The 21847-nt window shown below is 69.6% G+C and carries 26 protein-coding genes, 1 tRNA gene and 1 pseudogene; 13 read left to right on the top strand and 15 right to left on the bottom strand.

Annotation, left to right across the window (positions count from 1 at the left end; all coding sequences use genetic code 11):
- Positions 1-18: 18 nt before the first annotated feature.
- Positions 19-627 (top strand): helix-turn-helix domain-containing protein, encoded by a 609-nt coding sequence (locus ACZ5KW_RS07570; RefSeq protein WP_343780160.1) that lies wholly within the window; start codon positions 19-21, stop codon positions 625-627.
- A gap of 288 nt (positions 628-915) precedes the next feature.
- Here the strand turns inward: ACZ5KW_RS07570 and ACZ5KW_RS07565 are convergent, their stop codons facing one another.
- The 3 genes from ACZ5KW_RS07565 to fer form a co-directional block, all read right to left on the bottom strand.
- The gene (locus tag ACZ5KW_RS07565) at positions 916-2151 is read right to left on the bottom strand and encodes a TIGR04347 family pseudo-SAM/SPASM protein (protein ID WP_343780158.1); all 1236 of its coding nucleotides are present in this window, start codon (positions 2149-2151) and stop codon (positions 916-918) included.
- Positions 2148-2546 (bottom strand): Htur_1727 family rSAM-partnered candidate RiPP, encoded by a 399-nt coding sequence (locus ACZ5KW_RS07560; protein WP_343780156.1) that lies wholly within the window; start codon positions 2544-2546, stop codon positions 2148-2150. The genes ACZ5KW_RS07565 and ACZ5KW_RS07560 overlap by 4 nt, the downstream gene beginning before the upstream one ends.
- 238 nt (positions 2547-2784) lie before the next feature.
- Positions 2785-3174, bottom strand: a complete 390-nt coding sequence (gene fer, locus ACZ5KW_RS07555) for a ferredoxin Fer (RefSeq protein ID WP_297886178.1) — start codon at positions 3172-3174, stop codon at positions 2785-2787.
- Positions 3175-3468: 294 nt separating this feature from the next.
- Between fer and ACZ5KW_RS07550 the strand changes: the two genes are divergently transcribed.
- Positions 3469-4338: a CheF family chemotaxis protein gene (locus ACZ5KW_RS07550; protein WP_343780153.1), complete on the top strand. Its 870-nt coding sequence runs from the start codon at positions 3469-3471 to the stop codon at positions 4336-4338.
- 87 nt (positions 4339-4425) lie between these two features.
- Positions 4426-5343: a hypothetical protein gene (locus ACZ5KW_RS07545; RefSeq protein ID WP_343780151.1), complete on the top strand. Its 918-nt coding sequence runs from the start codon at positions 4426-4428 to the stop codon at positions 5341-5343.
- A 181-nt stretch (positions 5344-5524) separates the two neighbouring features.
- Here the strand turns inward: ACZ5KW_RS07545 and ACZ5KW_RS07540 are convergent, their stop codons facing one another.
- Positions 5525-6433 (bottom strand): MOSC domain-containing protein, encoded by a 909-nt coding sequence (locus ACZ5KW_RS07540; RefSeq protein ID WP_343780149.1) that lies wholly within the window; start codon positions 6431-6433, stop codon positions 5525-5527.
- 81 nt (positions 6434-6514) lie between these two features.
- Positions 6515-7459, bottom strand: coding sequence for a hypothetical protein (locus ACZ5KW_RS07535; protein ID WP_343780147.1), 945 nt, complete (start codon positions 7457-7459; stop codon positions 6515-6517).
- A gap of 104 nt (positions 7460-7563) precedes the next feature.
- Between ACZ5KW_RS07535 and ACZ5KW_RS07530 the strand changes: the two genes are divergently transcribed.
- The 3 genes from ACZ5KW_RS07530 to ACZ5KW_RS07520 all read left to right on the top strand — a co-directional run bounded on the left by ACZ5KW_RS07530 (position 7564) and on the right by ACZ5KW_RS07520 (position 12920).
- Positions 7564-7959 (top strand): CopG family ribbon-helix-helix protein, encoded by a 396-nt coding sequence (locus ACZ5KW_RS07530; RefSeq protein ID WP_343780145.1) that lies wholly within the window; start codon positions 7564-7566, stop codon positions 7957-7959.
- Between the two features lie 423 nt (positions 7960-8382).
- Entirely contained in the window at positions 8383-12564 is a 4182-nt protein-coding gene (locus ACZ5KW_RS07525; RefSeq protein WP_343780142.1) for a CARDB domain-containing protein, read from the top strand.
- 134 nt (positions 12565-12698) lie between these two features.
- Entirely contained in the window at positions 12699-12920 is a 222-nt protein-coding gene (locus ACZ5KW_RS07520; RefSeq protein ID WP_343780139.1) for a hypothetical protein, read from the top strand.
- 107 nt (positions 12921-13027) lie between these two features.
- On the opposite strand, the gene ACZ5KW_RS07515 is transcribed toward ACZ5KW_RS07520, so the two are convergent.
- Positions 13028-13267: a hypothetical protein gene (locus ACZ5KW_RS07515; RefSeq protein WP_343780138.1), complete on the bottom strand. Its 240-nt coding sequence runs from the start codon at positions 13265-13267 to the stop codon at positions 13028-13030.
- Between the two features lie 82 nt (positions 13268-13349).
- Between ACZ5KW_RS07515 and ACZ5KW_RS07510 the strand changes: the two genes are divergently transcribed.
- A complete protein-coding gene (locus ACZ5KW_RS07510; RefSeq protein WP_343780135.1) occupies positions 13350-13586 on the top strand; it encodes a hypothetical protein in 237 nt (78 codons plus the stop codon).
- Positions 13579-13932, top strand: a complete 354-nt coding sequence (locus tag ACZ5KW_RS07505; protein ID WP_343780133.1) for a type II toxin-antitoxin system PemK/MazF family toxin — start codon at positions 13579-13581, stop codon at positions 13930-13932. Before ACZ5KW_RS07510 ends, ACZ5KW_RS07505 begins: the two co-directional genes overlap by 8 nt.
- A gap of 1 nt (position 13933) precedes the next feature.
- Here the strand turns inward: ACZ5KW_RS07505 and ACZ5KW_RS07500 are convergent, their stop codons facing one another.
- From ACZ5KW_RS07500 to ACZ5KW_RS07480, 5 genes are all read right to left on the bottom strand, one after another.
- A complete protein-coding gene (locus ACZ5KW_RS07500) occupies positions 13934-14227 on the bottom strand; it encodes a chorismate mutase (protein WP_343780132.1) in 294 nt (97 codons plus the stop codon).
- Positions 14224-15132 carry a shikimate kinase gene (locus ACZ5KW_RS07495; RefSeq protein ID WP_343780129.1) on the bottom strand — a complete coding sequence of 303 codons (909 nt, stop codon included), beginning with the start codon at positions 15130-15132 and terminating at the stop codon, positions 14224-14226. Before ACZ5KW_RS07495 ends, ACZ5KW_RS07500 begins: the two co-directional genes overlap by 4 nt.
- Positions 15133-15236: 104 nt before the next feature.
- The gene (locus tag ACZ5KW_RS07490) at positions 15237-15851 is read right to left on the bottom strand and encodes a hypothetical protein (protein WP_343780127.1); all 615 of its coding nucleotides are present in this window, start codon (positions 15849-15851) and stop codon (positions 15237-15239) included.
- A complete protein-coding gene (locus ACZ5KW_RS07485) occupies positions 15848-16309 on the bottom strand; it encodes a hypothetical protein (protein ID WP_343780125.1) in 462 nt (153 codons plus the stop codon). The genes ACZ5KW_RS07490 and ACZ5KW_RS07485 overlap by 4 nt, the downstream gene beginning before the upstream one ends.
- Positions 16306-17667 carry a hypothetical protein gene (locus tag ACZ5KW_RS07480; RefSeq protein ID WP_343780122.1) on the bottom strand — a complete coding sequence of 454 codons (1362 nt, stop codon included), beginning with the start codon at positions 17665-17667 and terminating at the stop codon, positions 16306-16308. The genes ACZ5KW_RS07485 and ACZ5KW_RS07480 overlap by 4 nt, the downstream gene beginning before the upstream one ends.
- 114 nt (positions 17668-17781) lie before the next feature.
- On the opposite strand from ACZ5KW_RS07480, the gene ACZ5KW_RS07475 reads away from it, so the two are divergent.
- From ACZ5KW_RS07475 to ACZ5KW_RS07460, 4 genes are all read left to right on the top strand, one after another.
- On the top strand, positions 17782-18246 hold the full coding sequence (locus ACZ5KW_RS07475; RefSeq protein ID WP_343780120.1) for a DUF5796 family protein: 465 nt from the start codon (positions 17782-17784) through the stop codon (positions 18244-18246).
- A 25-nt stretch (positions 18247-18271) separates the two neighbouring features.
- Positions 18272-18511, top strand: a complete 240-nt coding sequence (locus ACZ5KW_RS07470) for a DUF7508 domain-containing protein (RefSeq protein ID WP_343780119.1) — start codon at positions 18272-18274, stop codon at positions 18509-18511.
- Between the two features lie 70 nt (positions 18512-18581).
- Positions 18582-18953 carry a ferredoxin gene (locus ACZ5KW_RS07465; protein ID WP_343780117.1) on the top strand — a complete coding sequence of 124 codons (372 nt, stop codon included), beginning with the start codon at positions 18582-18584 and terminating at the stop codon, positions 18951-18953.
- A 57-nt stretch (positions 18954-19010) separates the two neighbouring features.
- Positions 19011-19095: transfer RNA gene (locus ACZ5KW_RS07460), tRNA-Leu, on the top strand.
- A 154-nt stretch (positions 19096-19249) separates the two neighbouring features.
- Here the strand turns inward: ACZ5KW_RS07460 and ACZ5KW_RS07455 are convergent.
- Both ACZ5KW_RS07455 and ACZ5KW_RS07450 read right to left on the bottom strand, forming a co-directional pair.
- Complete coding sequence (locus ACZ5KW_RS07455; RefSeq protein WP_343780116.1) at positions 19250-19468, bottom strand: hypothetical protein; 219 nt, start codon at positions 19466-19468, stop codon at positions 19250-19252.
- A 54-nt stretch (positions 19469-19522) separates the two neighbouring features.
- The gene (locus ACZ5KW_RS07450) at positions 19523-19972 is read right to left on the bottom strand and encodes a MoaD/ThiS family protein (RefSeq protein ID WP_343780113.1); all 450 of its coding nucleotides are present in this window, start codon (positions 19970-19972) and stop codon (positions 19523-19525) included.
- 62 nt (positions 19973-20034) lie between these two features.
- On the opposite strand from ACZ5KW_RS07450, the pseudogene ACZ5KW_RS07445 reads away from it, so the two are divergent.
- A pseudogene (locus ACZ5KW_RS07445) lies at positions 20035-20286 on the top strand (hypothetical protein); the annotation flags it as partial.
- Between the two features lie 29 nt (positions 20287-20315).
- Here the strand turns inward: ACZ5KW_RS07445 and ACZ5KW_RS07440 are convergent.
- Both ACZ5KW_RS07440 and ACZ5KW_RS07435 read right to left on the bottom strand, forming a co-directional pair.
- On the bottom strand, positions 20316-20759 hold the full coding sequence (locus ACZ5KW_RS07440; RefSeq protein WP_343780111.1) for a CBS domain-containing protein: 444 nt from the start codon (positions 20757-20759) through the stop codon (positions 20316-20318).
- Positions 20760-20852: 93 nt separating this feature from the next.
- On the bottom strand, positions 20853-21764 hold the full coding sequence (locus ACZ5KW_RS07435; RefSeq protein ID WP_343780110.1) for a 1,4-dihydroxy-2-naphthoyl-CoA synthase: 912 nt from the start codon (positions 21762-21764) through the stop codon (positions 20853-20855).
- Positions 21765-21847: the final 83 nt, after the last annotated feature.

Here is a 21847-nt window from a genome sequence, read left to right as displayed (position 1 = left end):
CCGCCCGTATCGATCGATATGTCCGACGTGGCGGCCGCCGACGGGGACCGTCGACTGCGGGTCGACCTCGACGTCGACCCGGCCGCCGACAGCGGCTGTCCGATCGTCGCCGAGTCCGACGAGGCCGCGTCGGTGACGGTCAACGCGGTCGGCGACGACTGTGTCGTCGACGTGACGACGCCCGACGGCGAGGTGCGGCGCGGGACCGGCGAGGTCACCGACGACTGCCTCTGTCACGCGTTCGGGCGGGTCGGCTGCGTGCCCCACTTCCGACGGGTCGAGGGCGGAACGGTCCTCGTGACCGCGTACGTCGACGACCGGACCGCCGTCCGCCGGTTGGTCGAGGAGCTCCGAGGGGTCGTCGACCGGGTACGGCTCGTCCGACTCGCGGTCGTCGAGGGGCCGGACGCGACCGAACAGGTCACCTTCGACCTCTCCGCGCTGACGCCGAAACAGCGCCGCGGGCTCGAACTCGCGGTCGTCCGCGGCTACTTCGACGGCGACCGCGACGTGCGCTTAAGCGATCTGGCCGACGAGCTGGAGATCAGCAAGTCCGCGCTCTCACAGCGGCTCCGCACCGCGCAGGCGAAGCTGGTCACCGACATCTTCGACGACGCCGAGCGGTGACCGCGGGGGATCGTTTGAAGCGATACACACGTGAAGCGGGACGCGGACGGCCCGCCGGCTTCTCTCTCCGCGCATGAACGAGGACGAACCGCCAGTGCCCGAACCGGTCCGCGACGACGCCACCGTCGAACTCGTGTGCGACGCGATCGGCGTCGCCCGCGGCGAGGTGCCCGCGAAACGGTTCGCCGCGAAGTGCGACACCGGCGCGCCGGGCGGCAAGAACGAGGAGAGAGGACAGCGACGCGGGGTGATGAGGACGGATGACGACAGCGACCGACCCGAGAGCGTTCAGTCGTCGGCGGTCGCGGTGCCGTCGGCGCTCTCGATACGAGAGAGCGCCGCCTCGCCGCCGCGTTCCTCGTCGGTGAGATAGCACTTCGGGTCGGGCGCGAACGGGTCGTCGTGCGCCGAGAGCGCGCGGAGCCGCGACCCGCCGCGGCAGATCGACTGGTACGCGCAGTCGGCACACCGGCCGGAGAGGTGCTCCTCGCGGTTGCGAAGCCCGGCGAGGAGCGGGTTCGACTCGTCCGACCAGATCGCGCCGAACGAGCGGTCGCGGACGTTGCCCGGCGAGTACCCCTGCCAGAACTGGGTGAGGTGGACGTTGCCGACGGGGTCGACGTCCGCGACGCGCTCGCCGGTCGGGTCGCCGCCGTTGCGCCGGAGGTACCGGTAGATGAGCCGGGCGCGGTCGGTCCCCATCTCGCGGTCGGCGTACTCGACGAGGTACCCCGCGTCGGCGTAGTTGCCGACGAGCAGCGTCTCTATCTCCTCGTCCGCGTCGTGGTACTCGCGGGTGAGGTCACAGAGGTCGGCGACCGCCCGGCGGGTCGCCTCGGGGCTCAGGTCCACGTCGGAGATGTCTGCGCCGCGGCCGCCGTAATCGAGGTGGTAGAAGCAGAACCGGTCGACGCCGACGTCGACGAGGAGGTCGACGACGCCGGCCAGGTCGTCGACGTTGTGCTCGGTGATCGTGTACCGCAGTCCCGTCTTGAGCCCCACGTCGAGACAGGCCTCGATACCCCGGACCGCGGCGTCGAACGCGCCCTCCTCGCCGCGGATGCGGTCGTTGCGCTCCGGGAGGCCGTCGACCGAGACGCCGGCGTACTTCAGCCCCGCGTCCTTCAGTTCGCGGGCCCGGTCGCGGGTGAGGAGCGTGCCGTTCGTCGAGAGGACCGGTCGGACGCCGCTGTCGGCCGCGTAGGCGACGAGCTCAGCGAGGTCCTCGCGGACCATCGGCTCGCCGCCGGAGAACAGCAGGACCGGCGCGCCGAACTCGGCGAGGTCGTCGATCAGGGCCTTCCCCTCCGCGGTCGACAGCTCGTTCGGGGCGCCCTCGGCGTCGGCGCCGGCGTAACAGTGTTCGCAGTAGAGGTTACACCGCTTCGTGGTGTTCCAGACGACGACCGGCCGCTGCTGTACCTCCTCGGAGATCTGCGGCTTCTTCGAGCCGTCCGCGGCGTCGTATCGGAGCCCGTCGCTCTCGGCGTCGAGCCCGCACAGCAGTTTGCTGACGGAGATCATCGGGATCCCCCCGCGTCGTCGACCGGCGAGCCGCCGCAGGAGGCGACCGGCGTCCCCTCGGTCTCCTCGTGAACGCGTGCCTCGCTCCCCTCGCCGTCCGCTTCGCCTCCCTCGTCGTCGGCCGCTTCGCCTCCCTCGTCGCCGTCCGCCTCGCCCGCCAGCGGCTCGGCCGAGTACCGAGACACCTCGCCGGCCGGACACACCCACACGTCCCGGGCGTACCACCCGAAGAGCTTGCTCGCCTCCTCGTGGGCGGCGTCCGGCGTCGGCGCGGCGACCGTGCCGACGTGTCGGAGCGGGTCGGACTCCTCGTCGCGGACGAACACCTCGAACCGACGACCGTCGGCCGACCGCGGCCCGGCCGCGTCCTCGCTTCGACTCGTCTTTTCGACCATACCTCGCGTACGGACGGGGTTCCGAACGGTGTTTCGCGGGTTTTCACGGTCGGGAAATTCGACCGAACACGTTCGGTCGAGCGACGGTGAGCCGAGAGGAAGCGACGGAACGGAAGGACACGTCCGGCGGACGAACTGATAGGAGCGCGGCTAGCGGGGCGAAACGGAGAGAATTACGGGGACCGCGGGTGCCGCGATCCCGTGTGAGAACGGGCCGTCACGGTGGTGACGGGGCCGATCAGATGACGCGGTTCTGCAGGTAGTCGAGGTGTTTCGCGTTGTAGACGATCTTGACCTCGTCGGTGGCCGGGCTGCCGATACAGGTGAGACGGACGTTCTTCTCTTCGACTTCCTCGTCGGAGAGGATCTGCTGCATGTCCATCTCGATGTCGCCTTCCTTGACGATGGAGGCGCAGTTCGCACACGCGCCAGCACGGCACGAGAAGGGCCAGTCGTAGCCCTGTGCCTCGGCGGATTCGAGGATGTACTCGCCCTGGTTGACTTCGAGGGTACCGTAGTCTTCGGCGTCGAGGCCCGCGTCAGCGGCCTCCTCGAAGAGGTCGTCGTCGTCCATCGACCAGCCGTGGTCGTCGAGCACTTCGTAGTTGAGGTATTCTACTGTGGGCATCACCTGATGGTTTGAAGCCCACGTCATTAGGCTTTGCTGTTCCCTGACCGCTCCCCCCGCGGAGCGAGGCCACCGAGACCGAACACGTTCGACCGGTCTCGGCGTGCGTTGCGGCCGCCAGACCGCCAGACGGTGGTGAGTTCGCTCCGCCGTCGGTGAGCTTCCGTTCCGATCGGTCTGTCCGTCGGCGCGCGCCCGTTCTCGCCAGTCCGTCACCGCGCTGGTGACAGCTGCTTATCACGATTGATACGGCGTGAGTAACAATAAATAGTACACGGCGCTCAGAGGAGATCGATGGAGGAGTCCGTCGTCGCCGACTTCGTTGGCCGCGTTCACGCGGCGAGCTTCGAGACCGAGGAGCCGGTGACGGGTCGCGTGCTGTTGAGCCAGCGACGGCTGGTCCTCGCCACGGACGACGGGAAGGAGACGATACCCCTCTCGGACGTGTTCGACGTCGTCGTCGGCAGCGTGCCGGGAGACCTCCGGTCGTTCTTCAACGAGAGCGTCACGATCGCGTACGACCGCGACGGGTCACGGCGCGCGGCGCTCGTCGAGGGGGAGCCCGAGGACATGGACCGGTTCGTCCGACTCCTGTTCAAGGCGCTGTTGCGCAACGTGACCGTCACCGTGCGCCACCCCGCGAAGGTCGGCGGGCGCGTCACTGACGCGACCGATCACCGCGCCTCGGTGACCGTGTCGCCGGGGGCGATCCGGTTCAGTAACTGCCCCGATCCGTTCACCGTGGAGCTCTCGTCGGTGATCGACTACGAGCGCACCGACCGCACCCTCGGCGGGAAAAAGCGGCCCGCGCTCGTCTTCCGACACGTCGCCGACGGGCAGACCGTCACGTCGATCACGACCGTCCCGAACAAGCGGGCGCTCAACATCCTCGGTCGCTACATCAAGATCGAGTACGACGACGTGATGGAGGACCTCGACTCGTTCGACCCGACCGAAGAGCAGATGGAGATCCTCGTCTCCATCTACTCCGCGGGCGGCGAGGCGAACGTCGCCGACATCGTCACCGGCGACGTCACGCAGACCTCGATGATCCTCGACTCGCTGCGCGAGGCCGAACTCGTCGCCGACGGCGAGTCCGGAACCACGCTCACCCGCAAGGGGCAGATGATCGTGAGTTCGTACCTCGAGTCGGTCAACGCGTAGCGACCGGCCGGGAACGCGCCGCGGACCGTCGCCGCGAGCCGGTAACGCGGGGGAAACTTCATAGTCGCGCAACCGTAGGTATCTCTCATGCGAGACCGTGACCACCACGGGGGCGGGACGCCGCTCGACACCGTGGTCCGCGAACGAAGAATCGACGCCCCCCACGGGTCGGGCGGGTCCGACCCGGCCGGTGACGGGAGCCGCGAGGGCGACGCGTCCGAGTCTGGGCCGCGAGTCGCCCGCGTGCCGGAGGGCCACGAGCACGACACGTTCTCGGTCGAGGGGATCGAGACCGAGCGACGCGAGGGGCTGTTAGAAGCCGTCCTCCGCGACGTTGACGGCGTCAGCGCCGCCTCGGCGACGTGGCGCAACGGCACGGTGGGCGTCCACCACGACCCCTCGCTCTCCCGCGGCGCGCTCCGCGAGGAACTCGAGGAGTGCGGGCTCGTCGTCGCGTCCGGCGACGCGGCGTTCGAGGCGCGGCGCGCCTCGCAGTTCGCGTCGGCCCGCGTCGCGGTCGCGGTCCTGTTCGGCCTGATGGTCGCGACGCCGTACATCGCGGTGTTGTACCCGACGCGCGTCGAGTGGCTGTTCTACGACCCCGTGACGGTCCAGTACCTCCAGTCGATCCTCGACTCGCAGATGGCGACGCACTTCTTCGTGAACCTCGGCTCGCTGTCCGGGATCGCGTTCCTCGTCGCCTGCGGCCCCATGATCCGACGGGCGGTCGCGGCGGTGCGCGACGGTCGCTTCACCAACGAGACCGCGTTCGTCGGGAGCGTCGTCGCCCTGTACGGCTACAGCACGCTCGCCGCGTTCACCGAGTTCGGCGGCGCGGTCCACTACGACCTCGTCGCGTACGCGGTCGTCGTCGCCACCCTGTGGACGCAGTTCGGCGTCACCGACACCGCGTTCGACCTCGCGAAGAGCGACGAGTCCGCGGCGGAGGAGACCGCCGACGACGGCGGGGACGAGCCGGTCGCGATGACGGACGGCGGGCGCTGAGTCCGCCCGCGGCGCGCCTCATTTCACGGTCCGTTCCGGTTCGAACTCCTTCCTTCGCGTTTCGCTGAGACGGGTCGGTGTCCCTCCCGCTTCGCTCCGTCCGACCAGTGACGTTAGCGTTCGGCGGGGCGATCGGCCTCCGCGACGTTAGCGATCGGCGGGGCGATCGGCCTCCGCGACGTTAGCGATCGGCGGGGCGATCGGCCTCCGCGACGGGCGTCTCGTTCTCGTCGACGGCGACGACACCCTCGGCGGCGACCGCGTCGCCGACCGCGACGACGTCGCCCCACGACCGCTCCTCGACGACGGTGTTGACCATCAGTCGGAAGTCGTGGTCGAAGCGGTCGCTCGCGGTCCACTCGGGGAGCGTCTCGCGGCGCCGCCGGACGAACGTCTCGCGGAAGTCGGCTATCTCGGCGCCCGTGTCCGGGTCGCGAGAGGGGACGACGCAGCGCTGGCACGGGTTGACGCCTATCAGCTCCGTGTCGCCGACCGCGACGCGGACCCCCTCCCCGTGGTCGGCGAACAGCCGGTCCTCGAAGAACGCGGGGCAGTCGTCTACGACGACGTTCGGGCGGAGTCGCCGCCGCATCTCCGTCGCGTCCGCGACCGCGTCGAACCACGAGGCGACCGTCTCCAGCGTCGCTCGGGAGACGACCGTCGGGCCGTGAGCGGCGAGGTCGTCGGGGAAGCCGCCCGCGGAGTCGCGGACGAGGTCGACCGCGTAGCCGAGGTACTCGCCCACCCAGTCGGCCAGCGCGTCGCCCTCCGCGGGGAGCGCGAAGGTGCGCTCGTCGGCGGGTGCGCGGTCCGTCTCGGGCCGCGAGAGCGTCACGGCCGTCGGGGTGGCGTCGGTCGGCCCCGCGAGCTCGTACTCGGCGCGGAGACCGTGGACCGCGGGCTCGCTCTTCCCGTTCACGTACCCGCCGCCACCGCCCACCGAGGCCGCCTCGGGGTCGACGCCCGCCTCGACGAGGGCGTACGAGCGGTCGCCGCGGAGGGCGCCTTCGGGACCGATCGCGGCGCGGTCGACGGCGACGCCGTCACAGGACTTCAGCGGGTACGCGAGGAGTTCGGCGACGCGTGTCATACCACGGGTTCGGGGGGCCGCACCAAAAGCGATCGGCCGGGCGGCCGCGCGCCGCGCCAACGCCCTCGGGTCGCCGGCGGTTCAGAACAGCCCGGCGATGAACCCGAGACCCATGACGACGAGGACCGCCGCGGAGAAGGCGGGGAGGTACGGCGTGTACCGCTCGACCCGCTCTCGGGAGCGGTGGTAGCCCGCGATCAGCAGCATGGTGAGCCCCACGATGCCCGCGATGACCGTGAGCGCGTACGCCCCCATTAGTTCGAGACAGTGGTTCGACCCGGCACAGAGCGCGATGATCTCGAACTCCTCCTCGTGGGCGAACCCGAGGACGAACGCGAACCACGCGATGCCGAGGAGCCCCCTGTCGGCGCTCTCCTCGAAGCCGTCGTGCGAGTGGGAGTGGCCGCCGACGAACGGGAGGAACCCCCGCAGTCGGGACCAGATCCCGGCGTCGCGGTCGTCGGACTCGTCGTGACTGTGGCTGTGGTCGTGGTCGTGCGTGTCGTGATTGTGCCCGTGGTCGTGGTCGTCGTGAGCGTGCTTGTGGTCGTCGTGGCCGTGGTCGTCGTGGCCGTGGTCGTCGTGAGCGTGGTCGTCGTGGCCGTGGTCGTCGTGAGCGTGGTCATCGTGGCCGTGATCGTCGTGACCGTGGCCGTGCGCCTCGTCCGGAGACCCGTGAGAGTGTCCGTGAGCGTATTCCCGGACACCGAGACCGATGAGCAGGACCCCGGCCACGAGGCTGACCGGACCGCCGATCTGAACGCCGCCGAGTATCGTTATCGGCTCGTTGACCTGCGTGAGATCGAAGTAGCTCTTCGCGTAGAAGAAGACGGCCACCATCGCGATGCTGCTGACGAGGTGACCGAGCCCGATGATCGCGCTCGCCGCGAACCCGTACAGCCACTTGTTCGTCTGGTCGAGCGCGTACGAGGCGGCGACCGGCCAGCCGTGTCCCGGTTCGACGCCGTGAACCGCGCCGAGGAGGACCGCGCCCGCGAGCGGCCCGAACAGTTCGCTTGGGAGCATCCTTGCGTGAGGGTCGGGAACGCCACCGTTTAGCGGTTGTTAGTACCGAATCGGGGGAAACGTAATACGGAGCCTCTTGTGTCGTCGGGTTCGACGACGAGGCGATGCGAACGAGTTTCAACATCCCCGACGCGCTGATCGAGGAGTTCGACCGGACGTGGCGAGACGAGGGGATCGAGAACCGCTCGCGGGCGGTTCGGGAGGCGATGCTGGAGTTCGTCGAGTCGCACTCGCGGCTCGAAGACACCTCGGGCGAGGTCGTCGCGCTCGTCGGGTTCGACTACCGCCACCACGACGTCATTCGAGAGCTCCACAGCGTCCAACACGAGTACCAAGACGTCATTCTCAACACGAGCCACACCCACCAAGGGGAGTGGTGTCTCGAATCGCTGTTCTGCCGCGGGAACGCGGAGCGGGTCCGCGAACTGACGTACCGCCTCCGCGACTTCGACGGCGTCCGTCGGGTGAAGGTGATGATGATCCGCGACGGCGACGAGTAGGTCTCCGTCGGTTACGAGGCGGTCTCTCGAGCGGGAGAGGTGAGTGAACGTACACTGATAGGTCGGTCACAGCCGGGGATGTTCCGCCACCGGAGGACCGGTTAAGAAGGCGTCATCGCGTCGTTTGCCGTGACCGGTCTACGCGGCTCATCGAACGGGCCGTACACACGAGGGAGCGGCAGATTCCTCGCGTCGAGACGCACCGCGCGTTCGAAAATCAGTCCCGCTATATATCGGTCAATGCCGGCCGCGAGCGGTAGAGGCTAGACGTTACGGATCGGCCCACGCGGCGCGAACGGACCCGTTACCGGGCGTCTCGACGGAGCCGGTCGTCTCGATCACCGCTCGTCCGCACCGGACGTAAGGCGGGCTTACACGCGATTGGGTGTCTATTACAATGTCTCTCGATGGCGTCGAGCGTCCATGTCCGGCCGTAAGGTCGCCGCCGTCTGGCTCTGTGTACTGGTATGTTTCGCGACGGTGACGTTCGCGGGGGGTGTCGGTCTCGCGGCTTCGGCCGCGGTGAACGCCGAGTTCAACGTCGTCGAGGCCGGCCTAGAGGAGACGCCGATAGAGGAGGGCGAGAGCGCCACGGTCACGGCGACCGTCGAGAACGTCGGGACCGAGACCGGCACGTTCACGGCAGAACTCGAGACTGACGACGACGGCGTCGTGGACACGAAAGACGTTGAAATCGAGGCCGGAGAGACCGAGGAGGTCGAGTTCGACCGGACCTTCGACAAGGCGGGGACCTACGGGCTCAGCGTCAGCGGCGAGTCAGCTGGCGACCTCACCGTGACGGAACCCGCATCCGCCGAGTTCACCGTGACGGGGGTGCGGCTGTCCGAGTCCGAGATCGAGGTCGACGACAGCGTCGACGTCGCCGCCGAGGTCGAGAACACCGGGGACGCGGACGGGACCTACACCGCCGACCTCCTGGTCGACGGAAACGTCTCCGCGTCGAAGTCGGTCGAGATCGCTGCCGGTGAGACGGCCACGGTCGGCTTCACGCGTTCGTTCGAGACAGCGGGCGAGTACTCGGTGACCGTCGGCGACGCACCGCCCAAGGGTCTCACCGTGGTCGAACCCGCGGACGTCTCGATCACGGACGCCGGGCTGTCGACGACGCGCATCGATCCGGGCGAGGCGGTGACGGTCACGGCGACCGCCGTGAACGACGGCGGCACCGCGGGGGAGATAACCGCCGCACTGCGGGTGGACGAGACGGAGAGAGACACCGAGACCCGCACCGTCGACCCCGGCGAGTCGGCGACGATCGAGTTCGCCCCGACCTTCGAGGAGGCGGGCGAGTACGAGGTCAATGTCAACGGCGAGCCCGCCGGCACGCTCACCGTCTCGGAGCCCGCGGCGTTCGAGGTATCGAACGCTGAACTGGAGGACGACACCGTCTTGACGGGCGAGTCGACGGCCGTGAGCGCCGAGGTGACGAACGTCGGAGACGCCGAGGGGACGTTCACGGCCGAGGCCCGAGTGACCGGGCCAGACGGGAATACCCGGACCGTCTCGAGCCAGTCTGTGACGCTGGCCGGCGGTGAGTCGGAACCGGTCGATCTCGCAGTGACGATCGAGGAGCCCGGCGAGTACGACGTGGCCGTCAACGAGGCCGACGCCGGGACGCTCACCGTGGACGCACCGGCCGATCTGACGGTCACGGATGCGTCGGTCGGAGACGATACCGTCCGCGTCGGCGACGAGGTCACGGTGACCGCCGTCGTCGAGAACGCCGGCGACCGCGCGGGGAACGCGACGGTCGCGGTGGCGGCCGACGGCGAAAAGAGAGCCGATACCGACGTCGCTCTCGATCCCGGAGAGAGCACGGACGTCGGGCTCTCCTACACGGCGTCGACAGCCGGGGAGTACGACATCACGGTCAACGGCGTGGGCGCGGGAAGCGTTACCGTGACGGAGCCAGCGAACGCCTCGGTCACGGACGCGTCACTGTCGGCGACGCGTATCGATCCGGGCGAGGCGGTGACGGTCACGGCGACCGTCGTGAACGACGGCGGCGCCGCGGGCGAGGTGACAGCTGACCTCAGAGTCGACGGGACGACCAGAGACTCCGAGACCCGCACGGTCGGTCCGGACACGCGGACGACGATCGAGTTCGCGCCGACCTTCGAGGAGACGGGGACGTACGACATCGCGGTCAACGACGCGGCGGCCGACACGCTCACCGTCTCGGAGCCCGCGGCCTTCGAGCTATCGAACGCGCGGCTGGCGAACGACACGGTGCTGGCGGGCGACGACGCCGTCGTCTCCGTCGAGGTCCGGAACGTCGGCGACGACGAGGGGACCTTTACCGCGGGCTTCCGCGCGACAGGGCCGGACGGCGCCACGCGGACGGTCGACGCACGGCCGGTGACGCTCGCGGGCGGCGACTCGCAGACGGTCGAGCTGAGCGGGGCCCTCGAGCAGCCGGGCCGGTACGACGTGACCGTCAACCGGACGGCGGTCGGGACGCTGACGGTCGAGGCGCCCGCCGCGCTGGCGGTCACGAGCGCGTCCCTCGACGACGACGTCGTCTCCGTGGGCGAGGAGGTCACGGTCACCGCAGCCGTCGAGAACACCGGCGGCCGTACCGGGAACACGACTGTCGCGGTGGCGGCCAACGACGAAGGGAAGGCCACGAGCGAGGTGACCGTCGGACCCGGAGAGAGCGTCCGGGAATCGCTCACCTACACGGCGTCGACCGCCGGTGAGTACGAGGTCACGGTCAACGGCGTGTCCGCCGGGACGCTCATCGTGATCCGACCGGCGACGTTCAGGACGGCGAACGCGGACGTCGAGCCGACGACGGTGCTCGAAGGCGAGTCGGCGTCGGTGACCGCCACCGTGGTGAACGACGGGAGCGAACCGGGGACCCACAACGCCACGTTAGCCGTCGACGGCGAGCCGGTCGAGACGACGACGTACGAGATCGGCCCGGGCGAAAGCACCGAGGTCGACTTCACGCGGACGTTCGAGACGGCCGGCGAGTACGCGCTCAGCGTCAACAACGAATCGGCCGGGACGGTGACCGTGCTCGAGCCGGCGAACGTCTCGATCCGCGACACCGCTCTCACGCCGGAGACGATCACGACCGGCGAGTCGGCCGCGGTGACCGTCGATCTCGCGAACGACGGCGACGTTAAGGGCGAGTTTACGACGCGCCTCCGGAGCGACGCCGAAACGCTGGATACGGTCAGGCGGACCGTCGGGCCGAACACGGCCGAGACCGTTCGGTTCAACCAGACGTTCGGAACGCCCGGTGCGTACGCCCTCAGCGTGAATAATGCCTCTGTCGGCACCCTGAGCGTACTCAGGCCGGCGGACGTCTCGGTCGGCGAGACGACGCTCGGCGCCGAGTCGGTCGAACCGAACGAGTCCGTGGCGCTCACGGTGACGCTGCGTAACGCCGGCGAAGCGACGGGACGGCAGAATCTCACCGTCACCCTCGGCGACGGGACGACGCTCCGGCGGACGGAGACAGTTCCGGACAACGGAACGACGGTGACGGTCACGCACGCGTACGCCACCACCGGGGAGTACACCGTCGCGATCAACGACGTGACCGTCGGAAACGTCACCGTCGCCGAGCCGGAGAGCGATGCCGGAACCGGCGGCGGGGGAGGTGGAAGTGGCGGTGGGGGCGGCGGGGGCGCCCCGTCCGGCTCGTCCGGGTCCTCGGGGTCGTCCGGGTCGACGGGCGGAACGGGAGCCGCGGCAGCGAACGATCCGGAGCCGACGGTGGTCCGGGCCGAGTCCGACGAGGGCGTCAGCGTCGGCGTCGAGGGCGCGACGGGCGAACGCTACGACATCGCGGTTAATCTCGTCGGCCCGTCGACCTCGCGGCCCGCAGTGGCGGTGTCGTCGGTCGGCGTCGACCCGGCCGGTGACTCGGAGGCGTACGAGACGACGATCGGTCGGCCGACGGCCGAGCCGGCCGGCCGCGATCCCGTTCCTCGCGGGACCCCGCTCGGGTACGTGGCGTTCAATTCCACGCTCGGCGAAGCGGACACGAGTGCGGCGACGCTTCGGTTCACCGTCGACGCGGCGACGATCCCGCGAGGGTTGAGCCAAGAGAACGTCGCAGTGCTTCGATACGTCGACGGCGGGTGGACGACGTCAAACGTCGCGCACGACCGATCGGGAGAAAACCACACGGTAACCCTGCCGCACGCGGCGCCCGTGGCCGTCGTCGCGCTCGCACCGGGCCGCGTCGACATCGTCGAGAGTGAACTGCCGGCGGATCAGGTTCGGATCGGCTACGAGACGACCCTCCGGACGACGGTCGAAAACCCTGGCGACCGTCCGGCGACCCGAACGCTCACGGTGGCGGTGGACGGCGAATCTGTCGCCGAACGAGGAGTGTCGCTCGGTCCGGGAGAGAACGCGACGCTCGAGATCGCGTTCGAGCCACCCGAGGGCGGAACCGTCTCTCTGGCGGGGAACGAAGTTGGCTCGATCGGGCTTTTCGGCGAGAGCGACGGTGAGACGGCGTCGGCGGGGACTGAGACCGAAGAGGGTGCCCCGGGATTCGGCGTGATCGGCGCCGTGCTCGGGCTGTTGCTAGCGGCAGTCGCGGCCCGGGTGCGACGCGAGTGATCCGAGAGGCGGCCCCGTCGGAACGGGTCGTCGCCGACTGGTTCCGCGAACCCCGGTGAGTACGGGCGCGTCTCGGCCGGAGGCGAGTCCGGACGGCAGGAAACCCTTTCGGTGGTGATCCCCTCGAGGCAGATATGTCCGCAACCGTTGCGACCCCGGGGGCAGACGAACTGTGCGCGTACTGTGAGTCGCGTATTTTCGACCACGATCCGATCTGTGTCCGTGACTGCGACGACGGCTGCGGCTCGCCCGAGTACTTCTGTAACTACGCGTGCCTCTCCGCGTACATCGAGGAGAACGGCCTGACGACCGGGAACGCGTGTGCGTGGGACCCGGACGACCGCGACTGCGGTTGATCGGCGATATCACCGGCACGGACTCAGACGGGGAAGCGGAACCGATTCGGTATCGCTCCGACGGGCGTGGCGAACCCGTGCCCCGCATCGGTCGCGTCAGTCGGCTCTCACCGAAATGCGCTCGGCGGAACCGAGACCTCGGAGGCGGTGAGTATGGCCACTCGGCTCGCGCGTGACGTCGAACTGACCCACGTGGCGGCGGACCCGCCGCGTCGGCCCCTGACGAGCGCGGAGAACGCCTCGGACGACGTGAAGTTCAAAGCAGGCGCTGAGCTGTCGAAGAGCGCGAACTGTTCTCGTTCAGCGGCCCTCCTTTGCTCTACCTTGTTCAGGTAGCTGAAATCCATAATACATCCTGTAACTTCTACGTGGAACTCCGTGGGTAATAGTGGGCAACACATATCCGCGGTGGGTCCGTACCGTTCGTCGATGAAAGTCGACGCGACAGACCTCAAAACGAACGAGACGGACGACCGGGGTCGAGTCTACCTCGGCACCGAGTACGCGAACAAGCGCGTAACCGTCGCTGTCGTTGAGGTGGAGTCCGACCGGCCGGACGACGACGAGCTAGCAGCCGCCTATCGGGAGGCCTCCGAGAGCGCGGAGGAACTCGCCGAGGAGTGGAGCGAAGCGTCCGACGAAGCGTGGGAAGGCCTCGATGAGTGACGGCACGGACGTGCGACGGGGCGACGTGGTTATCGTTCGACTCGACCCCGCCGAAGGACACGAGACGAAGAAGACGCGACCGGCCGTGGTCGTTCAAAACGATATCGGAAACCGGAACTCCAGCACGACCATCGTCGCGCCCGTCACGGGAACCTACCGCGAATATCCGTTCGAGGTGTTCGTCGAGGCGGACGGGTCACCGCTCGAAAAAGATTCGTCAATCCGCCTCGACCAGGTTCGAACCGTCTCGGTTCCGGAACGGATTCACTCGGTCGTCGGTTCACTCGACGGAGCCACAATGGCGACAGTCGACGAGGCATTAAAACTGAGCCTCGGCCTCGACTGAGCTACCGACTCTCCCGCTGCTCCACCTTGTTCAACTCGATCAGCAGCCGGAAAATCGCTTTCACGAGGTTCGCGTCCACGTCGAACTGCTCGGCGTTCTCGCCGGCGCGCTCCATCACGCGCTCCTCTTGGCTCTCGTCGGTCGTCGGGAGGTCGCGGTCCTCCTTCACGGCCGCGACCGTGTCGGCGACGTAGGTCCGGCGGGCGATCAGTTCCACGATCTCGCGGTCGATGTCCTCGATCTCGCGGCGCAGTTCGTCCAGACTCATCTCTTCGGGGTTCGGTGTTTCGCTCATTGGGTTGGCTCTCGGGTGACGGCCGCGCCGTCGTTTCTCGTGGTCGTTCGCCGCAGGGTGCCGGGTCGCTCGCGCCACGCGTCGGCGACCGCGTCGAGGTCTGCCTCGGGGTCGTCGGGGGCCGCGACGGCGACGACGCTCGGCCCGGTGCCGGACAGCGACACGGCGGTGGCGTGGGGCATCGCCTCGACCGCGGGGTCGGCGTCGAAGCCGAGCGCGGCCGAGAACGCCAGCCCGTTCACCGTCATCGCCTCGCCGTACCGCCCGTCGAGCGCGAGGTCGGCGACGAGGTCGGCCATCGGCGCCACCGCCTCGCAGCGCGCCACGTCGGCGTCGGCGCTGTACGCTCGCTCCGGCGGCGTCCAGACGAGGACGTCCCAGTCGACCGCTTCCCGGGCGCGCAGTTCGTCTGCGTCGTTGTCGGTGACGGTGACGCCGCCGAGCATCGACGCGGTCGCGTCGTCGAACGCGCCGGTGACCGTGACCCCGGCCTCGCGGGCCGCGCGCACGCCGAGCCGGCACGCCGCGAGGCGGGTCACGTCGACCGCGGGGTCGTCCGGGTCGTCGCCGACCGCGAGGCCGAGCGCGTCGCAGGTGGCGAGGACCGTCGCGTTGGCGGCCGCGCTCGAACTCTTCAGCCCCGCCGCGAGCGGCACGTCGCTGTCGGTCCGGACGGTGCCGCCCTCGCCGTCGCCCCAGCGGTCGGTCGCGAGCGAGACGCAGCGCTCGATCAGTTCGGTGTCGGCGTCCGGGTCCTCGGCGATCTCGCCGGTGACGCCGTCGGCCGCGGGAACGAGGTCGACGGTCGCGCGCGTCTCGACGTCGATGCCGAAGGCGGCGCCCGTGCCGGTCGCGAGCGCGTTCAACACGGTGCCGGCGCCGAGCGCGGTTGCCCGTCCCTCCATGGTTCCCGGCTCGCGAGCGCGGACAAAGAGGTAGCGATCACGGCGAGACTCTCGGCCGCGAGCCCGCGAACTAACGGTGACCTCACACCGGCCGGGGTCCGGTGTCAGAGCGGCTCCGCGCGTCTGACCGCCGCGTCGACCGCGTAACGGTCGGGGGCCGGGCGGACGGAGGTTCCGTTACTCTCGAACCTGATCGTCACGTCGAACGCACGGGGGTCCGAACCGTCGAAGGGGTCGTCGGGCGAGAACCGCTTCGTGACGTACGCGAACCCGACGGCCTCGCGCTCGTCGGTCCCGGCCGGCGTGGCGTACGCGTCGACGCGGAGTTCGACGACGCCGTAGTCGAACCGGCCCGCGTTCTCGACGGTCAGTCGGGCTCGGACCCTCGTCCGGCCGCCGCCTTCTGTCACCTCCCGGACCGTCGTGTCGGTGACGACGAGGCCGGCTCCGTCCGGACCGACCTCGTCGGGCGTCGTGTCGTCGTCGCTCTCGCCGTCTCCCCCGTCGTCGGTTCCCGACCCCTCACCGTCGGAGTCGTCGCCGCTCGCACCGTCGTCCGTCTGCGGAGCGGTGGCGTCCCCTTCCTCTTCGGAGGTCACGAGACACCCGGCGAGCAGTCCCGCGGCGCCGACCGCGAGCACCCCTCGACGCGACGCGCGCCGGAGGGGTCGGTCGGCGTCACGGCGACCGTTCCGTCTCGCGTCGGTGTCGGGGGTCATCGCATCACCGTCCCCAAGACGCCGGTCGACGCGCCGACTGCGCCGGACACGAACGCCGTCGCGAGCGTCGGCACGAGCGCGTCGACGATCCCGTGCGCCTGCGTGGCGGCGTCGCCCTGCGAGACGACGATCACCGTGACCGCCACCAGCCCGTAGGCGAGCGCGCCGAGACCGGTGCCGAGGCCGCAGGTCGTCGCCGCGGAGACGACGCTCCGGGACCGGGAACCGACGAGGACGCCGAGGACGCCGGCTAGCGGGACCGCGCCGACGAGGACGGTCGCGGTCGCGGCGAGGTACGACTGCGCGACGAATACCGGGCCGAACCGCGCGGTCTCGCCGGTCGCGGCGGTCGCCAGCGCCGTCTCCGCCCACCCGGTCGCGGCCGCGCCCACGACCCCCGCGCCGGCGCCGACGAGCGCGAACGCGGCCGCCACGAGGCCGATCCGGTTCGCGTTCACGCGCCGGTCACCCACCCGTGCCGCAGGCCACCGTGCCAGCCGGTCCGTTCCTCCCACGCGTCGCCGGAGAACCCGGTCGCGAGCAGGAACTCACCGGCCCGGGCGACGTAGCCGTACTGGACGCCGGCGTGCTCGTCGAAGCCGTACCGCTCGCCCTCCGCTTCGCGGTGGTAGAACCGGTGCCAAGCGGTCGGTCCGGGATCGACCGCCTCCCCGTCCGCCCCCGTCGCGTTGGCGGCCGTGTTGTTCGCCGACTCGGAGGCGTTGCCGGTGACGTCCGAGCCGGCGAGCGTCGCCTCCGGATCGATCGGCGCACGTCCTTCGGTCGAGCCGGCGTCGAGGGCCGCAGAGAGGCGCTCCGCGGCGGTCTCCGCGTCCGGATAGCGCTGGACGTAAGCCGGAACGCCGTCGAGTTCGCGGGCCCACCCCCGGAACGCCTCTCGTCTCCGGTTTCCGGGGAGCGGTCGGTCGGTAAACGCGAAGAACAGCTCCTCGACGCGGTCCGTCGACTGCGGGATCGGCCCGAGCCGAGCGCGGAGCTCCCGGCGACGCTCGGCGTTGAACGCGTCGCCGTAGATTCGCGGCACCTCGTCGCGCTCGAGTTCGTCTCGGTCGTACGGCCGGTGCGCGAACGTCTCGAACCCGCGGCTCGCGACGGCGACTTCGACGAGCGTGTCGGAGAGGACCCGGTTGCGATCGTCGTCGTCCGTCGGCAGCGGCGCCAGCAGCCGCCGGAACAGCCGGTTGTGTATCGGCCGACGCGAGAACGCCTCGTCGACGTAGATCGCCGTTCCGATGCTCGCCAGCTCCCCGTCCAGACGGTCGAGTTCCTCGAGGACTCGGTCGACGTCGTCACGGGGCGCGACCGTCCGCAGGGCCTCGACGTGTCGGTCCGTTCGGGCGCGGATTCGTGGACCGGGCGAGAAGTGCGGCTCCAAGGCGTCCGCGGCGCGGTCCTCCGCGGTCGCGGTCGCGGCCGCGACCGCGTCCACCTGTTCGGTCGTCACCGCCGCCTCCTCGTCGACCGTCGCGCGGACCGATCGGACGGTCGAGACCGCGTCGGCGATCGCGTCGCGGTACGTCGCCACCGCGGCCGGGTACTCGGTCGCGAACCACACCGCGTCGTCGACGACCTCGCGGGTCGCGTCGGCGAGCGCGGAATTGAGCGTCGCGGGCTCGTCGCCGGCGTCCGCGGGGTCGTCGGGAGGGCCGTCTTCCGGCGGGTCGTCGCCGGGGGGGTCGGCGTCGCCCGGGGCGTCGGCGCTCTCGGGGTACTCGACGCCCTCGACGCCGAGACACCCGGCGGTCCCGACGAGGGCGGCACCGACGCCGAGAAGCGTCCGTCGCGTCCGTTGCATGACACGCACTCCCCTCGGGAGTAACTTAAATGTGGCACGCCGATTCTCGCGGCTGACAGCGGGCGCGGCGCGCCGAGCGCGGTCCTTTTGAGTCCGGCACTCCGAGCGTGTCGTATGTCTGCGCCATCACGCAGCGACGTGCCCCCGACGTCGATCGGCGTCGACCTCCGCGAGGAGGGCGTCGTCATCGAGTACCTCGACGGCCGGACGACCCTCTACCGGGGCGTCCCCGAGTCGGCCGAGGGGTCGGTGACCGCCGGTCCCGGCAAGGAGACCCACGTGCTCGTCACCGACCCCACGGAGACGGAGGGCGTGATGACGTACGTGAACGATTACAAGACCGACGACGAGATCTTAGAGGAGTCCGGCGTCGGTCGCGTCATCGTCGAGGACGGCGAGCGCGACGAGGTGTTCCCCGGCGTGATCGTCGGCCGGACCGGCCAGCGGAACGAGGTCGTCGCCGACCCCGAGATCGCCGGCGGACGGGTGTTCGTCTTCGTCGAGGACGGCTGGACCGAGGGGAGCTACGAGATCGTCGATGGCCCGGAAGACGGCCTCGACGCCCACCGGGAAGTGTGACGCGGAGCCCGCCCACCCGGAGCCGATGAGTCTCGCGAAGCCGTGGCGCGACCTCGACCGATCGACCGTCGGGAGCGCCCCGAACCGCTACGCGCTGTACGAACTCGGCGACGCCGACGGCGAGACGGTCGGGTTCGGCGCCGGCGTCCTCCGCGACGACCTGAAGGAGGCGCTCGCGTACGGCGACGCCGCGAAGGTCCGGTGGGAACTGGCGGAGTCGGCCGACCACGCCGAGCGGCTGCTCGCGGACCACGCGGACGAGTGACCGACGGCTTCGTTGCGAGCGAGCGAGAACGACCGACAGACGAAAGTCCCGCGACCGCCGAGGGAACGGCATGAGCGACGAGGCCGACGGCGACGAGGCCGCGACCGACGGCGGCGACGAGGTGCTCCGCGCCAGCGACATCGGCGGCGAGGGGCCGCCGATCGACGAGAAGCCGTACAAGATCGTCTTCGAGGCGAACAAGTGCTTCGGGGCGGGGAAGTGCGCCGAGGTCGCGGACAACTGGGTGATGGACGTGGCGAGCGGGATGGCGAAGCCGGAGGCGTACTACATCGGCGAGGAGGACTTAGCCGAGAACGTCCGCGCGGCCGAAGCGTGTCCCGCGAAGAAGGACGCGGGCGTGATCCACGTCGTCGACCGTCGGACCGACGAAGAGATAGCACCGGACCCGCACGGCGACGGGACGCTCTCGGTCGACTGGTAGGGCCTCGGCCGACGGTTCCGAAAGGCGTTTCATCCCGCCGCGGATACTCGAATCCGCGCGGGGGTGGCTGAGCCTGGCCAAAAGCGGCGGACTTAAGATCCGCTCCTGTAGAGGTTCGAGGGTTCGAATCCCTTCCCCCGCATGCTGTCGCGAACAATACGTGAGCGACAGCATCGGGCACAGAAGGGATTCGAACCAGGGAACGAAGCGAGCGTAGCGAGCGGAGTGAGTGAGGTTCGAATCCCGCCTCTCTCGCTGTCGCACTCACGTCGCGAGCAGCAGCCGGGCGACCGCACTCACGACCGCTCGTCGAGCCGACGCGCCGCCCGTTCGTATCCGTTCCGAAGCAGTTTGGCGGCACCGACGAGGGTCAACACGCCGGCACCGACGACGACGCCGAGGTGAGCGATCCGGAACGACGGCGCCGGCGTAAACCGCCCGACGAGGTGGACGACGGTCAGCAGTATCCACAGGAGGTAAGCACCGACTGCGAATCGGTAGAGGGCCGCGTACATGGCTTCAGACCGACGAGCGACTCCGAAAAGGGTATCGGCGGCCGCGGGCGGCGGCTAACAGCAGAACATGAAGGGGTAGACTAAGGCGACGCGGTCGCCCGCCTCCAGTTCCGTGTCGAACCCGTTCTCGTTCTCGTTGAAGTGGCCGTTCACGAGGATCCGGGCGTACGTCGTCGTCTGCTCGCCGACCGGGTTCTTCGTCCACGTTCCGGGCAGCTCGTCGGGCGCGGGCGCCCACCCGCTGTGGGTCGCGTCGGACTCCGACTCCGCGATCAGCATGTCCTGAAGCTGCGGGTACTCCTCGAACAGCTCGTCGAGGAAGGCCCGAAGCGTGTCGCCCGCGAACGTGTACTCGAACTCGTACACGCCCAGTTCCGTTCGCACGTGGCCGGTACACCGGACCGTGACCGTCGTCTCCGCTTCGGTCGCGGTCGCGTCCGCCGCGTCCGGGCTCGACTCCGTTTCGGCCGGGCTCGACTCCGCCATCTCGCTGGGTTGGGCCATACGCGTTCGTAGACCACCGGTCCGGGTAAGCCGACCCGCGAACATGTTCGCGGAGAGCTACCGCGGCGCGCAGCCTCGAGTTCTACGACGGCGGCCTCGTCCAGACGCTGTTCTGGGCGCGGCTCCCCGGTGACACGCTGATCATCGTCGGGACGGTCGTCTACAGAGAAAACAAGGCGAGTGCCTCGGGGCTCGACCCCGAGGCAGTTCACGTGGCCGACCTGATCCGCAAGCGGTTCGTCCTGCGCGTGTCGGAAGAAGACCCATCGGTGGACGACATGGCGGTCGCAGAGGGGATCGCCGGCGACGACTGAGCGGTCGACGGGCCGACCGTCCGGACCCCTCAGTCGCCGAAGCCGTCGGACCGCTCCGACCACCCCGTCGCGTCCGTCGCGAGGTCGTGAACCTCGCGTCGGATCCCGGCGTAGTTGTCGACGACGTCCTGCGTGGTGACGATCCCCGCCGGTGTCACGCCGTCGACGACGACCAGCTTCTTGACGCCCTCAGAGCGCATACGATCCGTCGCGGTCCGAAGGGTGGCGTCGGGTCTGACGGTGACGAGCGGGGCGCTCGCCGCCTTCTGTACCGGGATCGTCGACAGCGGGTCGTCGGTGGCGTAGGCGGCGTGGAGGACGTCGCTCTCGGTGAGGATCCCGGCGGGCGTCCCGCCGTCCGTGACGACGACGCTGCCGATCCGGTTGCGGAGCATCAGCTCCGCGGCCGTTCGGACCGTGGCGTCGGCGTCGCAGGTCACGAGGTCCGTCGTCATCACTTCCTCGACGAGCATGGGGAGAGATACCGCGGGCGAGCACTTGTAGGTGACCTCGGCGAGGCCGACGGCGGGGGACGGGTCCGGCTCCCCTGCGGCGGCCTCCGGCGCTCAGTAGTGCCAGGGGTACTCGCTGAACTCCGGCTCGCGACCCTCTAAGAACGCGTCACGACCCTCCGCCGCCTCCTCGGTCATGTACGCGAGTCGGGTCGCCTCGCCGGCGAACACCTGCTGGCCGACCATCCCGTCGTCGGTCATGTTGAACGCGTATTTTAACATCCGCATCGCGGTCGGCGACTTCTTTGTCATCTCGGCGGCCCACTCTAAGGCCACGTCCTCTAACTCCTCGTGCGGAATCGCTTCGTTGACCATCCCCATGTCCGCGGCCTCCTCGGCGGAGTAGGTCTTCCCGCGGAAGAACACCTCGCGGGCCTTCTTCTGGCCGATCTGTTTCGCGAGGTACGCGGAGCCGAACCCGCCGTCGAAGGAGGCGACGTCGGGGTCGGTCTGGAGGAACTTCCCGTGTTCCTCGCTCGCGAGGGTCATGTCGCAGACGACGTGGAGCGAGTGGCCGCCGCCGACCGCCCAGCCGGGGACGACGGCGACGACCGGCTTCGGCATGAACCGGATCAGGCGCTGGACTTCGAGGATGTGGAGGCGCCCGGCCCGGGCGTCGCGGACGAGGTCGTCGTCGTCGTCGCCCGCCTCGTCGTCGTCGCGGTACTCGTAGCCGGAGCCGCCCCGAACGGACTGGTCGCCGCCCGAGCAGAACGCCCAGCCGCCGTCCTTCTCCGAGGGGCCGTTGCCGGTGAGGAGGACGCAGCCCACGTCCGCCTGCTTTCGCGCGTGGTCGAGCGCGGCGTACAGTTCGTCGACCGTCCCGGGTCGGAACGCGTTGCGGACCGCGGGCCGGTCGAAGGCGATCCGAACCGCGGGAACGTCGACGCCCCGGTGGTAGGTGATGTCGTCGAACTCGTCGGTGACGGGCTCCCACGCGTCGGGGTCGAATATCTCCGAAACCATACGGGGCGATACGCCCGGCCCACCAATAAACGGCGCCGGATCGGTGCCCGGGTTCGCTGTGGTCGCGGAGGGGGCTGCCGGTC

It is taken from the genome of Halorubrum ejinorense (assembly GCF_055389685.1).
This window is presented reverse-complemented; position numbering and strand designations above follow the sequence as displayed.